Source organism: Pedobacter ginsengiterrae, assembly GCF_039537385.1.
GTDB lineage: Bacteria > Bacteroidota > Bacteroidia > Sphingobacteriales > Sphingobacteriaceae > Pedobacter > Pedobacter ginsengiterrae.
In genome coordinates, this window is sequence record NZ_BAABAK010000005.1 from 115,117 (window position 1) to 129,609 (window position 14,493).

At 34.5% G+C, this 14,493-nt stretch carries 10 protein-coding genes; 7 read left to right on the plus strand and 3 right to left on the minus strand.

Annotated features, from left to right (window positions below):
• The first annotated feature begins 100 nt into the window (after positions 1 to 100).
• Positions 101 to 583: a hypothetical protein gene (locus ABD692_RS07085; protein WP_316760785.1), complete on the plus strand. Its 483-nt coding sequence runs from the start codon at positions 101 to 103 to the stop codon at positions 581 to 583.
• 38 nt (positions 584 to 621) lie between these two features.
• Here the strand turns inward: ABD692_RS07085 and ABD692_RS07090 are convergent, their stop codons facing one another.
• Positions 622 to 1,014, minus strand: a complete 393-nt coding sequence (locus tag ABD692_RS07090) for a response regulator transcription factor (protein ID WP_316760788.1) — start codon at positions 1,012 to 1,014, stop codon at positions 622 to 624.
• Positions 1,015 to 1,054: 40 nt separating this feature from the next.
• Positions 1,055 to 1,819 carry a DeoR/GlpR family DNA-binding transcription regulator gene (locus ABD692_RS07095; protein WP_316760791.1) on the minus strand — a complete coding sequence of 255 codons (765 nt, stop codon included), beginning with the start codon at positions 1,817 to 1,819 and terminating at the stop codon, positions 1,055 to 1,057.
• Between the two features lie 155 nt (positions 1,820 to 1,974).
• On the opposite strand from ABD692_RS07095, the gene ABD692_RS07100 reads away from it, so the two are divergent.
• The 6 genes from ABD692_RS07100 to ABD692_RS07125 all read left to right on the plus strand — a co-directional run bounded on the left by ABD692_RS07100 (position 1,975) and on the right by ABD692_RS07125 (position 10,361).
• Complete coding sequence (locus ABD692_RS07100) at positions 1,975 to 3,561, plus strand: glycerol-3-phosphate dehydrogenase/oxidase (RefSeq protein WP_344765991.1); 1,587 nt, start codon at positions 1,975 to 1,977, stop codon at positions 3,559 to 3,561.
• A gap of 24 nt (positions 3,562 to 3,585) precedes the next feature.
• The gene (gene glpK / locus ABD692_RS07105) at positions 3,586 to 5,076 is read left to right on the plus strand and encodes a glycerol kinase GlpK (protein ID WP_344765992.1); all 1,491 of its coding nucleotides are present in this window, start codon (positions 3,586 to 3,588) and stop codon (positions 5,074 to 5,076) included.
• A gap of 17 nt (positions 5,077 to 5,093) precedes the next feature.
• Positions 5,094 to 5,831, plus strand: coding sequence for an MIP/aquaporin family protein (locus tag ABD692_RS07110; protein ID WP_316760799.1), 738 nt, complete (start codon positions 5,094 to 5,096; stop codon positions 5,829 to 5,831).
• Positions 5,832 to 6,102: 271 nt separating this feature from the next.
• Positions 6,103 to 6,546: a TQO small subunit DoxD gene (locus ABD692_RS07115; RefSeq protein WP_316760801.1), complete on the plus strand. Its 444-nt coding sequence runs from the start codon at positions 6,103 to 6,105 to the stop codon at positions 6,544 to 6,546.
• 168 nt (positions 6,547 to 6,714) lie between these two features.
• Positions 6,715 to 9,711: a ligand-binding sensor domain-containing protein gene (locus ABD692_RS07120; RefSeq protein ID WP_344765993.1), complete on the plus strand. Its 2,997-nt coding sequence runs from the start codon at positions 6,715 to 6,717 to the stop codon at positions 9,709 to 9,711.
• Positions 9,711 to 10,361, plus strand: a complete 651-nt coding sequence (locus tag ABD692_RS07125; protein ID WP_316760806.1) for a response regulator transcription factor — start codon at positions 9,711 to 9,713, stop codon at positions 10,359 to 10,361. The genes ABD692_RS07120 and ABD692_RS07125 overlap by 1 nt, the downstream gene beginning before the upstream one ends.
• Before the next feature lie 112 nt (positions 10,362 to 10,473).
• On the opposite strand, the gene ABD692_RS07130 is transcribed toward ABD692_RS07125, so the two are convergent.
• Positions 10,474 to 14,463 (minus strand): hypothetical protein, encoded by a 3,990-nt coding sequence (locus tag ABD692_RS07130; protein ID WP_344765994.1) that lies wholly within the window; start codon positions 14,461 to 14,463, stop codon positions 10,474 to 10,476.
• Between the last annotated feature and the right edge of the window lie 30 nt (positions 14,464 to 14,493).

Here is a 14,493-nt window from a genome sequence, read left to right on the forward strand (position 1 = left end):
GTTTCTGTCGAAACTCCTTTTTTTATAAATCTGTTACAATAGAAATTTTGGCACAGCGTTTGAATTTGTATTAATACACACAAATTAAATTTAGATTACTATGAAAAAGTTATTAATCATCTCGGCGATTGTAGGTATCGTTGCTTTAACATCAAATCAATCTAACGCTCAAGTAAGTTTAAATGTAAACATTGGTACACAACCTGCATGGGTTCCTGCTGGTTACCAAAACGTTAATTATTACTATTTACCCGAAGTACAATCTTATTATTATGTACCACAAAGGCAGTTTGTTTATTTAAGTGGTAACAGATGGACAAGATCAAGATATCTACCAGCGAGATATAGAGGATATAACTTAAATCGAGGTAGAAAAGTTGTGGTTTATGGCAATAACCCATATAGAAACTACAATTCGCATAGTGTTCGGTATGCAACCCAAGCTAATTACTATGGAAGAGGAAACCGAGTTTTTCATAGCGAACCAAGAAGAACTTTTAAAACCTATAAAGTGGTAAACAGAGGCCACGAGTTTCGTGGAAGAGATCATCATGATAGAGGACGTGGAAGAGGAAGACATTAAAATAAAAAAGGAGACAATTAAATTGTCTCCTTTTTTATTTAAGCATTTTCTGGTTTTCCAGCTCTGCTTTTATCTATTTGAGCATTTATCCTTTTCAACACTTCATCAATATCGAAAGGTTTACTAATATAATCATCAGCAAATGCATCTATAGCTTTTTGTTCGCTATTATTTTGTGCAGACATTACTATGATTGGGATATGTTTAGTAAAAATATCCGTTTTTAAATCTTCGCAGATTTCAGCTCCATTTCCATCAGGCAACATTACATCAAGCAAAAACAAATCAGGCATTGCATCCTGAATATTTTTTTTAAGCTCTGAAAATGTTGATGAAAGCTGAAGTTCAAATCCTTCCTCTTTTAAAAGAATTTCAATTACATTTCTGATTTCCTGATCATCTTCTAAAATGTGTATACGTTTTTTTGACATGGTTCAAATTATTGTTTTGGTTTAAATATCGAAATTATTTTTATACGATAGTAACAGTAACACCTAAACCTTCTAAATGTTTTACAATTTGTTCAGAAATTCCTTTATCGGTAATTATATGATCAATTTCCTCTAATCCACAGATTTTACCAAAGCCTCTTTTCCCAAATTTTGTAGAATCGGCAAGTACAATTGTTTTTTGCGCAGCATTAATCATTTTGCGGTTCAATTGGGCTTCCATAGCATTCGTTGTAGTTAAACCAAAATCTAAATCAATTCCATCTACACCTAAAAAGAGCTTATTAAAATAAAAATCCTGTAAAACTTGCTCCGCATAACTCCCCATAACTGATGATGAACTTTTACGTAGCAAGCCTCCAAGCTGTATTACTTCTATCGTCGATTCCCGCATGAGCTCTAATGCTACGTTTAATGCAGAAGTTACAACTGTTAAATTTATTGCTGGCTGAATATTTTTGGCAAAATATAATACTGTTGTTCCAGAGGCAATTACGATCGAGTCGTTATCATTTAATAATTCAGCGGCCGCTGCACCAATTTTATTTTTTTCTGATGATTGTATTTTTTCTTTTTCGTTAACTGGTCGATCAACAGTGTACGGATTATTCATTGTTGCACCACCATGTGTTCTAAAAAGCAGGCTCTTGTCTTCAAGCAGTTTTAAATCCTTTCTAATAGTAACAGACGAAACTTTCAATTCCTTACATAAATCAACAACATTTATATATTGATCTCGTTGTAAACGGCTTAAAATCAACTGGTGCCTTTCAGCTAAATTCATCATAATAACTAGATATGTTTTTGCAGAGCCACAAAATAAACAATTTGCTAAAGCATTTAAATAAATTAGATGATATTTTTTTAACACATACATAATATTATTCCGATTACGATTACTTATAATTGCGTATTGTTTCGTTTTATTATCTTTTGCTTTAAATGAAGAGAAATCATAATCCCGTAATTTCAGAAAACATAATATGGGACATCATTATTATCGGTGGTGGTGCTACTGGTTTAGGTACAGCTTTAGATGCAGCAAGTCGTGGTTACAAAACTTTACTGGTAGAACAGGCTGACTTTGCAAAAGGTACATCAAGTAGAAGTACAAAACTGGTGCATGGCGGGGTACGTTATTTAGCTCAAGGCGATATTAAATTGGTTAAGCACGCTTTAGAAGAACGCGGATTTTTACGACAAAATGCTGCTCATCTTGTAAATAAAGAAGAATTTATAATCCCTTGCTACAACTGGTTTTCAGTAATCAAATACTTAACAGGATTAACTTTATACGATTGGCTTGCAGGAAAATACAGCTTTGGAAAATCTAAGTTTTTATCAAAAAAAGAAGCTTTAGCCATAATACCTGAAATAAAATCGAAAGGCTTAAAAGGCGCAATAAGGTATTTCGATGGTAAATTTGATGATGCGAGATTAGCCATAAATATTGCGCAAACTGCAATTAAAAATGGTGCAACCCTTTTAAATTACACCAAAGTTACAGCATTAAAAAAAACGGGAGCAACCGTTAATGGAATTGAAACAGAAGACGCTTTAACACATAAAAAATCGACATTTATTGGAAAAATCGTAATAAATGCTACAGGTGTTTTTGTTGATGACATCTTAAAAATGAACGATCCGAAATCTAAAAATATGGTTCGACCTAGTCAGGGTGTTCATATTGTTTTGGATAAGAAATTCCTAAACAGCGAATCGGCATTAATGATTCCAAAAACTTCTGATGGACGGGTTTTATTTGCAGTTCCATGGCATAAACATTTATTAATTGGAACCACAGATACTCCTTTAAATGAGCATAGCCTGGAACCAAGAGCCTTGAGAGAAGAAGTTGATTTTATTCTGGCTACGGCATCATTATACTTTAATCATAAACCAACTGCAAATGATATTTTAAGCGTATTTTCTGGTTTAAGACCACTCGCCGCTCCTTCTAAAACCAATGGAAGTAGCACTAAGGAAATCAGTCGCGACCATAAATTAATCGTTTCTGCAAAAGGCTTAATCACTATAACAGGTGGTAAATGGACAACTTATCGTCGAATGGCTGAAGAAACCGTTAATCTGGCAATTAGTGAAGCTGGTTTACCACCTAAAGATTGTATAACAAAAACCTTAAAAATACATGGTTGCATCGATCTTAGAGATGGAAATTATCTTGACATTTATGGTACCGACCGATCTAAAATAGAAGCGATGATAGCAGAAAATCCAGCTTTGGGCAAAAAACTTCACCCCCATTTTCCTTATAATGAAGCGGAGGTTACTTGGGCAATCAGAAATGAGATGGTTGAAACTGTTGAAGATATTTTAAGCCGAAGATTAAGGGTTTTATTTATTGACGCACAAGCAGCGATAGAAATGAGTAAAAAAGTTGCATCTATTTTAGCAAAAGAATTAAACGCAGACCAAGATTGGGAAGATAACCAGGTTGAAATTTTTAATAAATTGGCCTTAGGTTATATTTACCAACCGAACAATAAAAAAGAAACGGCTTCGGCCTGATGATACCTAACCAAATTTAACATTATGAGCAAGTTTATCTTATCTCTTGATCAAGGAACAACAAGTTCGAGGGCAATTATTTTTAATCACAACGGAGAAATTGTGGCAATTGCGCAAAGAGAATTTACCCAAATTTATCCTCAGGCTGGGTGGGTTGAGCACGATCCGATGGAAATCTGGACAACTCAGCTATCAGTTGCTGCTGAAGTTATTGTTAAGGCAGGTTTGGCAGCAAGAGATATAGATTCGATAGGCATAACTAATCAAAGAGAAACAACCGTTGTATGGGACAGGGAAACTGGAATTCCAGTTTACAACGCCATTGTTTGGCAAGACAGACGTACATCGGCTTATTGCGACGAAATTAAGGGTAAAGGATTAGCTCAAAAAATTCAGGAAAAAACTGGCCTAATCATCGATTCTTATTTCTCTGCAACCAAGGCAAAGTGGATTTTAGATAATGTTGCGGGCGCAAGAGAGCAAGCAGAAGCTGGTAAATTAGCCTTTGGAACTATTGATAGTTGGCTAATCTGGAAACTTACTGCAGGCAAAACGCATGTTACCGATGTTACAAATGCATCAAGAACAATGATTTATAACATCCATACTTTAGAATGGGATAATGAATTACTTGATTTATTTAGCATTCCTAAACAAATGTTACCTGAAGTAAAATCATCGAGCGAGGTTTATGGCGAAACAGCAGGAAACATTTTAGCTGCAAAAATGCCAATTGCAGGTATTGCTGGCGATCAGCAATCTGCTCTGTTCGGACAAATGTGCATTGAACCTGGAATGGTTAAAAACACTTATGGAACAGGCTGTTTTATGCTAATGAATATTGGAAAAGAGCCAAAAATATCGGCTAACAACCTTTTAACTACCATTGCATGGAAAATTAAAGATGAAGTTTATTATGCACTTGAAGGTAGTATTTTTATTGGCGGAGCGGTTGTACAATGGCTAAGAGATGAAATGGGATTAATTTCAAAATCTGCTGATGTAGAAACTCTGGCAAAAAAGGTTCCTAATACACAGGGTGTTTATATAGTACCCGCGTTCGCTGGCTTGGGCGCTCCACACTGGGATCAGCATGCCCGTGGAACCATAACAGGTTTAACTCGGGGCACAAACAAATCGCATATTGCAAGAGCAGCATTAGAAAGTATTGCCTATCAAACTATGGATGTTTTAAAAGCTATGGAAGCCGATGCTGGTGTAAACATTGCTGAACTTAGAGTTGATGGTGGTGCAACAGCAAATGATCTTTTAATGCAATTTCAGGCCGATTTGCTCCAAAGCAAGGTTATTCGTCCAGAAGTTACTGAAGTTACAGCAATTGGGGCGGCTTATCTTGCGGGCTTAGCTACTGGTTTTTGGGGTAGCATCGAAGAAATTCGATCGCAGTGGAAAATTAATAAAACCTTCTCCGCACCATATGGAATAGACAATACTGAAAGAATTAAAGGTTGGAACAGAGCTGTAAAAGCTGCCAGAGTTTGCGCCGAGGATTAACGATAAAACTTATTAATATGAATGCATATTTAGCAGAATTTATAGGCACAGCCCTCATGATTTTATTAGGCAATGGCGTAGTTGCCAATGTGGTACTAAAAGGCACAAAAGGCAACAATAGTGGCTGGATTGTAATTACTACAGCATGGGCGCTTGCTGTTTTTGTAGGTGTTGTAGTAGCGGGGCCACATAGTGGCGCACATTTAAACCCGATCGTTACATTAGGTTTAGCTATTGGAAAAGGTTTTGATTGGGCTAAAGTACCCTTTTACATTATTGCTCAAATTAGCGGCGCCATGTTTGGTGCTTTACTGGTTTGGATAACGTATAAAGATCATTTTGATGCTACAGATGACAGATCTTTGAAAGCTGCTCCTTTTGCAACAGCTCCTGCAATTAGAAACAAGATTTCTAACTTATTTTCTGAAATTATCGGAACCTTTGTTTTAATCTTCGTTATTTTTTATTTTACTGATGCAACTTTGGGCACAAAAGAAGTTACACCAATCGGCCTTGGTTCTATGGGCGCAATTCCAGTTGCGTTTTTGGTTTGGGTAATTGGCTTAGCCTTAGGCGGTACAACAGGTTATGCAATAAATCCTGCACGAGATTTAGGCCCAAGAATTATACATAGTTTAATTCCAATGAAAGGTAAAGGCGATAGCGATTGGTCTTATGCCTGGGTACCAATAGTTGGCCCTATTATAGGCTCTACTTTAGCCGCATTGGCTTTTTTAGCCTTGAATATTAAATAACAAGATTTGAGTAAAAATCAACCTTTATTATAAAGATATCCTAATTTTTACCATAAAATTAATTAGTTGAAACCAATAATTAATACATTTGTTTCATAATTGATTCATTCATGTTTGAGCGCATGTTTGGGTTTAGATATGGGGTAGACTTTAATTAGTCTATCCCTTTTTTATTTCCCGTTAGCTATTTTATTTTCTTAATATAGATTAATTTTTATCTAAAATTATTGTTAGAAATTTGACCTTAAATAATTATCAATCAGTTAACGACATGAAAAATCAACTTAATTATGCTCAGCTCTTTTTAAGATTTGCACTTGGCATAGCTTTTATTTATGCAGTAATAGATCGCCTGGGTTGGCTTGGTCCTGCTGATGGTAAAAATATTGCATGGGGAAACTGGCAAAGCTTTCTGGATTACACACATATCTTAGTCCCTTTTTTAAGCCGTTCACTATCTGATATTTTAGGATTAATAGCTACAGTTTCAGAAGCCGTATTCGGAATATTATTAATAATTGGTTTTAAAACCAGATTATCGGCAATTGGTAGTTTCGCACTTTTGCTTGGTTTTGCGTTGTGTATGGCTATTTCTTTAGGCTTAAAGGCCCCGTTTAATTATTCAGTTTTTTCTGCAAGTGCTGGCGCATTATTACTCTCTACAACCTCGGTTTATAAATGGAGTATTGACAATCTACTAATCAAAAATAAATGATGCTAAAACGAAAACACATTTGCATTTTTTACTTTTAAATACTGATATTCAAACCAATAACAAAATTTTTTTTCACTAGATTTAGTTGTTTTATAGCAGCAACAACTAAATTCGATGGTCGGGCAAATCAATCTTAATTTTAAAACTACCAGATTATTAATAAGTCTGATGGTTTTGATATTTGCCATTCAGAATAGCGCAGCTCAAAACAAAAAAACGCTCTTATTTAAGCATTTAACACAAGAAAATGGCTTGAGTGATCCAACAGTAAGGGCCCTCCATATCGATAAAGATGACTTTTTATGGATTGGTACAGAAAATGGACTTAACCGATTTGATGGAACAAACTGTATCACCTATAAAAAAACGAAGGTTAACCAGTCAAATATCCCTGGCAATTATCTAACAAATATTATTGAAGACAAAAATGGAGATTTAATAATCGGTTCTCAAAGTAATCTGGTAAAGTATAATAAGAAAACGGATAATTTCAGTTTATATAATTTTTCGCTACCAGATTTACAACAAAACTATTACTCCTTCCCTTTTTACATCGATAAGCACGATAATCTTTGGGTTTATCTGGCAGGTAATATTTACAAACACAATAGCAAGAATAAACAGCTAATTAAAATAACAGAATTTTCAAATGGTTACCAGTTTAAGCCAAAACCATTTTATCAAGAGCTAAACTGGTTTATAAGCCGCGGTGTTAAAGGAATTTACATCAATAGAATTGAAGATGGAAAAGAAAAAAGTGCGACTGAATATTTCATGCCATCATCTAATAAAAACAGCCTCATTTCCCATATAGAAGATGTTTACATTGCATCAGATACATTATTGTGGTTAGCTGGAGAGAAAGGTTTAATAAAATTAAACCTCATAAATGGTACTTACAAAGTATTCAATTCGCATGTTAAAATAAAAAACATCGTTTGTACAGCTATAGCCAAGTATCCAAATAAGCCCTTGTTGTTTGTAGGTACAAATGGCAGCGGTTTATTAATTTTCGATTTAGTTACCGAAACCTTCATAAATCATTATGAACACATTGAAAGCGATCCATATAGTATCTCAGCAAATTACATCCGAAGGATTTATATTGACAGTAAAAGCAATCTTTTTTTAGGTATTGACGGTTACGGACTCGATTACACAAATTTAAATCAGGTAATTTTTCCCAGATATGTAACAAAAGCGGAAAATAAGGATAATAATATAACCGCCATATTAAAATTAAAGGATCAAATTTGGTGTGCAACTAAAAATTCGGGGATTAAAATTTACAATCACGATTTATCGAAAACTCTTAGCACAGAATTTCAGCATTTGGGTATTAACAAATTAATTCAGTTAGAAAATAATAATGTACTAATTGAACTAGCAAACGGTGCATTTTATCTTTTTCAATATAACAGAAATAAATTCATCCCTTTGAAGGCGATTTTTTCGAACAATTTTAAAGGAAAGGTTGATATCCATCAAATGCTAAAACTTGGCAAGGATAGCTTGTTTGCAGCCACGGAGTTTGGAATTGCAAGAGTTCAGATTAGTAAAAATAACACGATCCGATTCGACCTGCTAAATGAACCTAATAAATCAATAACATGGCCAAATGTTCAGCAATTAATTCAGTTGCCTGGAGATAAAATATTGATTCAAACTTATTACACAGCCATGTATTTATTCGACGTAAAGCATAACCAGTTTACATTTGAGCATAAAACAATAAGAACACCATACGCAACAAATGGAAAAGCGGTTATTGGCAAATACTTATATCTGGCCACAACTGCAGGGTTACTAAAGTACAATATTGAAAAACTTTCGGAAAAAGAAGAGCTTTTAATTGACGCGAAATGCACTAGTCTAATTACTGATGAGCACAATAATTTATGGATTGGAACTAATAATGGTTTATATTTTTATAATACGTTAAAAAAAACAACAATTAAGTACACAACTTCTGATGGTTTACAGAGCATGGTTTTTAATGTTGGTTGCATATCAAAGTTATCAGAAAATCAGATTGCTGTTGGAGGCATAAATGGTGTAAACATTTTCAATCCTCAAAAAACAGTCCCGTTTAAAAGCATTGGTTGTCCTAAAATTGTATCTATTCAAATTAATGATAAGCCTTATAAAAATGCAGGAAATTCGCTAACAGCAAAGAAATTAAACTTAAATCACAATGAAAATACGATAACGATAGGTTTTAGTTCCATGGATTATATCAATCCCTTACAAAGGAAAATAAAATATAAAATGGCAGGCTACGATAATAGGGAAGTTATTGTAACAGGAAATAGCGAATTACGATTCCCAAATATGCCATCTGGTTCATACATTTTTCAAATAACGGACCTAATGAGTAATAATAAAACGGTAATGGCAATAACCATTAACGCACCCTTTTGGCAAAAATGGTGGTTTATTACAGGCATAATCATTAGTTTAATTTTAATAGGAATTCTTGTTCTGTTTTTATACCTGAGATGGCTTAAGCAAATGCAAGTTTTGCAGTTGAGACAGATGATTACTTTCCAAAAAGAAGATAGAAAAAGGATTGCGGATGATCTTCACGATGATTTAGGTTTAAAATTATCATCGCTAAAACATTATTTATTGGCTGGTGATATAAATAAAATGATAGAAAGTGGAGAGCTAAGAAAATTATCCGCACAATATATAGATCAGGCATTGCATGTTTTAAGAAATACTTTGATTAACTTAAGTCCTAAGACGCTGGATGAAAACGGTTTGATTATTGCATTGCATGATTTAACAAGCAATATTAACAAACTGGAAATCATTACAATTTATTTAGATGATGTAGGTTTCAATGCCATTTTAAAGAAAACACAACAATATGCTTTGTATAGAATTTGCCAGGAACTGATTAATAACACAATAAAACATGCCGAAGCTAAGAACATATACATTTCTATTGTTAGCAGAAATGATAAAGTAATTTTGCTGTATGAAGATGACGGAAAAGGTTTCGATTATTTTGGAGCCAAACGAGGTTATGGTCTGTCTAATATAGAAGCTCATATCCATGCAATTAAGGCAGAAATTAATATTGATACAGAAGCTGGAAAAGGTTTAGCTGCAACAATTACAATAAACCTTAAGGCAAAAAAAATAAAAACTCTAAATTAATGGTTAAAATACTTATTGCAGACGATCATAATATGATGATAAACGGCTTAAAGCTTATTTTGGCCGTTCGCACCGATTTTAATGTAATTGCTACAGCAAATAATGGTTTAGAAGCCATAGAACTTATTAAAAAGGATAAGCCCGAGGTTGTACTCCTTGACATTAATATGCCTTTATTAAATGGTTATCAAACTTTACAAGTCATCAAAACAGATTTTCCTGATGTAAAAGTAATCGTTTTATCAATGTCTGCCGACAGAAAGAGTGTACTTAGTATGCTCGAGGCTGGAGCAAATTCTTATTTATTTAAAAATACAGATGATAAGACCCTATTTAAAGCAATTGATGAGGTTTCTAATGGGCGATATTATGTTAGTACAGAAATACAAGACGTGCTTGAAGAATTTTTAAGCGGACACAAAGATTATTCTAAAAAGGGCAATCAAAAAATACTTTCATCAAGAGAAATAGAAATTGTTAAACTTATTACTGATGGAAATACAAATGCAGAAATTGCTGATATACTCTTTTTAAGTATAAGAACAGTAGATACACATCGAAAAAATATATTGTATAAACTTGGTTTAAACAACACCGCAACTCTGGTTAAATACGCAATAGAAAATAAAATATTTCTGGGTTTAGATTAGTTATGCTGCAATAGTGTATCGATTTAATAAACTTCAATTAATATATCTGATGAAAAATATTTATTTAAGTATCCTTTTTAAAAAAGGTGCCTACTGAACACCTTTTTTAACACTAACAATCATCACAACATACTTCTGCCACAGGAACAAGCTGCGAGGTTCGATAAATTCTATAAGAGCCTAGTCCAGTTGTCAAAGGATTTAACGGTTCGGCAAGTCTTTCAGCATTTGCATAATCATGTTTTCCACCTTCTATATGCCACATATTATCCATTGGAAACATCTCAACACAGAGTACGCTTAAGCTGTTTTCTTTAGGCAAACCAAGTTCTACTAATCGCTGTTGAATATCTTCTACCTTTAAAATTGCAATTCCTGTTTTTCCACCTTCTTCCTTTGAAACCACATCATTTTTAGCCAAAACCCTCCTTTTAGGAGGTAGATAAGGCATGTAACCCGAGCTTAACAATAAATTCCGATAAGATAAGCCATCTGCCTGACGTACTTGCGCATATAACATGTACCATAAACTGGTTTGCGGAGGATTAGCAGTTATATTTTTACCATTTAATACGGCGGTTGCGAATTGTGCAGTAATAACCACTTCATTTTTAAAGGCAATATTAATTGAAGGTTTTTCTAATATTTGTCTGCTATCCTTTCGCAAACGTTCTACTTTATTGGCAACTAAAACGTCCTTTAATTTTTTCTCAAAAAGTGGTATTTTTCTTCTTATAACATTACACGATAAATTTGGTGCTGGGTGTTGCACACCGTTCACTTTCAAAGGCCTGCCATATCTGCCTTGAGCGGTGCTCCACAACTCTTTTTTATGACCTAATCTTATCTCATAACTAAAAAAGCCAAAAAGTTCATCGCTATCTGCATGTAAGCCTGGAGGCAGAGGCAGCATATAAAAATTAGATTTACCAGAATTATCGTCCCCACGTAGTAATTCCTGCATGGCTCCCATTCCAGCAAAATCATTATCCATTCCTGGAATAATCGTCCTTATTTTCTCATCGTTAATATTTAGAGGAGCATCAACGGGATCGTAAGTTTTTAACTCCTCACTTATACTGCAAAGTAATGGATCAGGAGCATTTGATAGTACTCTGGCAAAGTAAGTGTCGTTACGATCTCTCGGGCCTTCTTCCATTTCTAGCCAAAGAAATCTTTGTCTTAAATCTGTTGATCTATACTTTTCTTCATCAGAAACATAAGGTGACAAGGCAATACCTGCTGAAACCAATTTTGGAATCTGTGCAGGAATTATAGTAACTGGAAGATGAATTTCTTTATCCTTAATTTCTGGATCAATTACAGATGGAATCCCTTTCGTTTTAAAATGAACTTCTATACGGTAACTGATAATTATTTCTGGCGGCAATAAAGAATCAACCTCTTTCGGATCAAAAGCATCCAAAAACAAAAGTCTGGAATACGTTCTTTCAGGCTCATGAAGTGCATTAATTGCTACAGTATCAGATACATTAATTATTCCTGCTAAAACCTCATTGCTAAACGAAACTTCACCTTCTCTTTTCCATTTTCTGTAAATGTAGAAACTTTCTTTTTCCAAACCATCCCAGGCCCAATCTCTGAGTAAAGTATAATCAACACCAATTATCCATCGATTAAACAATTCTGCCTGAGATGAAAAAGATATAGAAGAAGAATCTGGAGCAAGGGAATGTCTCATTAATTTGGAACAGCCAAACTGTAATCGCTTACCTTTTTCACCTTCTAAAGTTAAATTATGAGCCGTTATGTTAAAAGCATCAGCAAGTCTACTCAGCTCCACTGGAGTATTACTTTTTACAAACTGTAAAGTGATTTTATTTTTAAAAGTTTTAATCTGATGCTGATCTACAGCATGTTCTGGTTGTAAATAAACTGCCTTAAACCCGCCATCGATTGGCGACAATAATCCTGTTTCATCAACTCCTGGCTGATAAGAAGTTAAGGTTATTCTTTTCCCCTCGGCAATACTTAAGTCTGCATAATCATTATCTGCGTGCTTAATAATTGGAATAAAAGTTAAGCGAATATGCCTCGATGTTGGTAAAACCAAATCATAATCAGCGCCTGTATCGTTATAACCTTCGGTAAAAGTTAATTGCTTTTCATCTTTATGAACGATGTTAAGTAAAACTTCATTATCAAAGTTGCCTTCATCGAAGTTGTACTCCTTTTGGTAGAGAACAATGTATGATTCTTTACCATTCTCAGAACGGCCATTATCCATCTCTAAGCTTTTGATTTCGACTTGTACCTTAAATGAAGATACATCTGGATCTGATAAACCAATATCAATACCCTTTTTTTCATCTGCAGGTAAATCATTTAAAATGGCTTTCAGTTTATCAATTACATTATTATACTTACCTGTAAAAACAACAGCAGGATAGCCTAGTAAAGGGCGTTGAATTTTCAAAACAGGGTTATCAAGCGTAATCAGATTTTGCAAAATACTGGTGTCTTTAATATCTGCCACTGTTGTTGAAGGAAGATTATCATAAACGCTGCTAATGTTTGTAATTTTTAGAGCACCCGCAGCAATGTGTCTTTTGAAATGTAAATCTGCCACAGGTTTTTCTCCACCGTTTAAAGCCTTTTCTGTAACAGCTGGTCCGCCACCAGAAATATCCATTAATCTAACCCTGAATTGATAATCGTTTCCATAAACCAAGGGAATATTATTTCTTGGATCAGCGGCATAAGGATGAAATGTTCTTTTTGGTATAGAATTTATCGTATTATCAATATCTGGTCGAGGTTTGATCATTTTATCAGGATGCAGCATATTAATGTCTTCAGCATCTTTATCTGCGATTGAAATTGGTTTCCCCATCCAGCTACTAAAGTACATTGGCAACCAAAAACCTGCTCCTTTCGAGTCTCCATGTGCCGAAGGATGAACTTCTATTCCTGGTTCTACAATTTCTCCAGCCTCTGAAATAATAATTCGCCCATTATTTAGGGCTGTATTTTGTTGAAGAATTAAACTATTTTGAGATAACCATTGCTCCTCACCCTTTTTCCGAACATCTACCCGATAGCCAAAAACGCCAAGTGGTGTATCAACATCACTTCCACTTTCCTCTTCTTTTTTAAGCATTTGGCGATTATACCAAATCGCAATCTGCTCATCATCCCACCCTAAACGAATACCAACATCTTTTAACGGAGGGTTAGATTTATCTTTTTCTTGGAGCAAATCTTGATTAACAGGCTGATTGGCATGAACGATTTTAGCGAAACCATCATCATAAACAATTGCATCTTTTAAAACTTCATCGTAACCAACATTATTAACGGCGGTTTGAGCAACTGGAAATTGTACTGCAGAAAACAGTACTCGTTCATTAAGCCCTTTCAAAGCTGGAATTCTTGCTGCATATTTCATTCCATCTAAACCTTCGAAAGCACTACCAGCTGCAAAACCTGTATAAAGCCAACCACCGTTTTCAAAAAGATTTGCCGCATCATTAACAGCGATTGAAGCTTTATAAATTAAACCTGCCTTTTCTGCCAACGCAGGATTCCTTAAACAAAGTGCAGTTACTTTCCCCCAAGACAAAACATCTCTTTGAGTATTTTTATCTGTGTTTTCTGTGTTTTTATTTTTTATAGCACAACTGTATTCATCTCCAGTAACCGCATACTTACTTCTTGCTCTTACGAAATTAAAAGAGCTGCGATAACTGTCGGGCAAATATTTTCTAATGGAAACATTTTTATATCTATCAAGGGCATCTCCTGAACGCTGCTCTGCTTTTCCCGATTCTGCATCGCTGATTTTCATCCCATCAGTAAGTTCCATCTGAGTTTTTAATGCCTCCCAAATTTCGCGACTTGATGTAATTTGGTTTTCAATTATTAATGATGAGGACTCTAATGCATTACCTGCCAGGGGTAATCCATCCAAGCTATTTATAACCATAGCTTTAAATAGAAGTTCTGTATCTGCAAAAGCTGGCAAGCCGGCTTCTAAGGGCAACAACGGATTTAAATTTCTCGGAATAACAACAATATTAAACGTTATCCGACCATTTTGATAATATTGAGGGAAAGTTAAAATACAAAGACTTGGTTCCATGATAATCTTAATTAAGAATTAAGCAATGAG

Bases quoted from the DNA above. Each gene is read 5' to 3' on its own strand.
- ABD692_RS07110 (WP_316760799.1), top strand. From the start codon at position 5,094: ATGAATGCATATTTAGCAGAATTTATAGGCACAGCCCTCATGATTTTA.
- ABD692_RS07115 (WP_316760801.1), top strand. From the start codon at position 6,103: ATGAAAAATCAACTTAATTATGCTCAGCTCTTTTTAAGATTTGCACTT.
- glpK (WP_344765992.1), top strand. From the start codon at position 3,586: ATGAGCAAGTTTATCTTATCTCTTGATCAAGGAACAACAAGTTCGAGG.
- ABD692_RS07095 (WP_316760791.1), bottom strand. From the start codon at position 1,819: ATGATGAATTTAGCTGAAAGGCACCAGTTGATTTTAAGCCGTTTACAA.
- ABD692_RS07125 (WP_316760806.1), top strand. From the start codon at position 9,711: ATGGTTAAAATACTTATTGCAGACGATCATAATATGATGATAAACGGC.
- ABD692_RS07100 (WP_344765991.1), top strand. From the start codon at position 1,975: ATGAAGAGAAATCATAATCCCGTAATTTCAGAAAACATAATATGGGAC.
- ABD692_RS07120 (WP_344765993.1), top strand. From the start codon at position 6,715: ATGGTTTTGATATTTGCCATTCAGAATAGCGCAGCTCAAAACAAAAAA.
- ABD692_RS07090 (WP_316760788.1), bottom strand. From the start codon at position 1,014: ATGTCAAAAAAACGTATACACATTTTAGAAGATGATCAGGAAATCAGA.
- ABD692_RS07085 (WP_316760785.1), top strand. From the start codon at position 101: ATGAAAAAGTTATTAATCATCTCGGCGATTGTAGGTATCGTTGCTTTA.
- ABD692_RS07130 (WP_344765994.1), bottom strand. From the start codon at position 14,463: ATGGAACCAAGTCTTTGTATTTTAACTTTCCCTCAATATTATCAAAAT.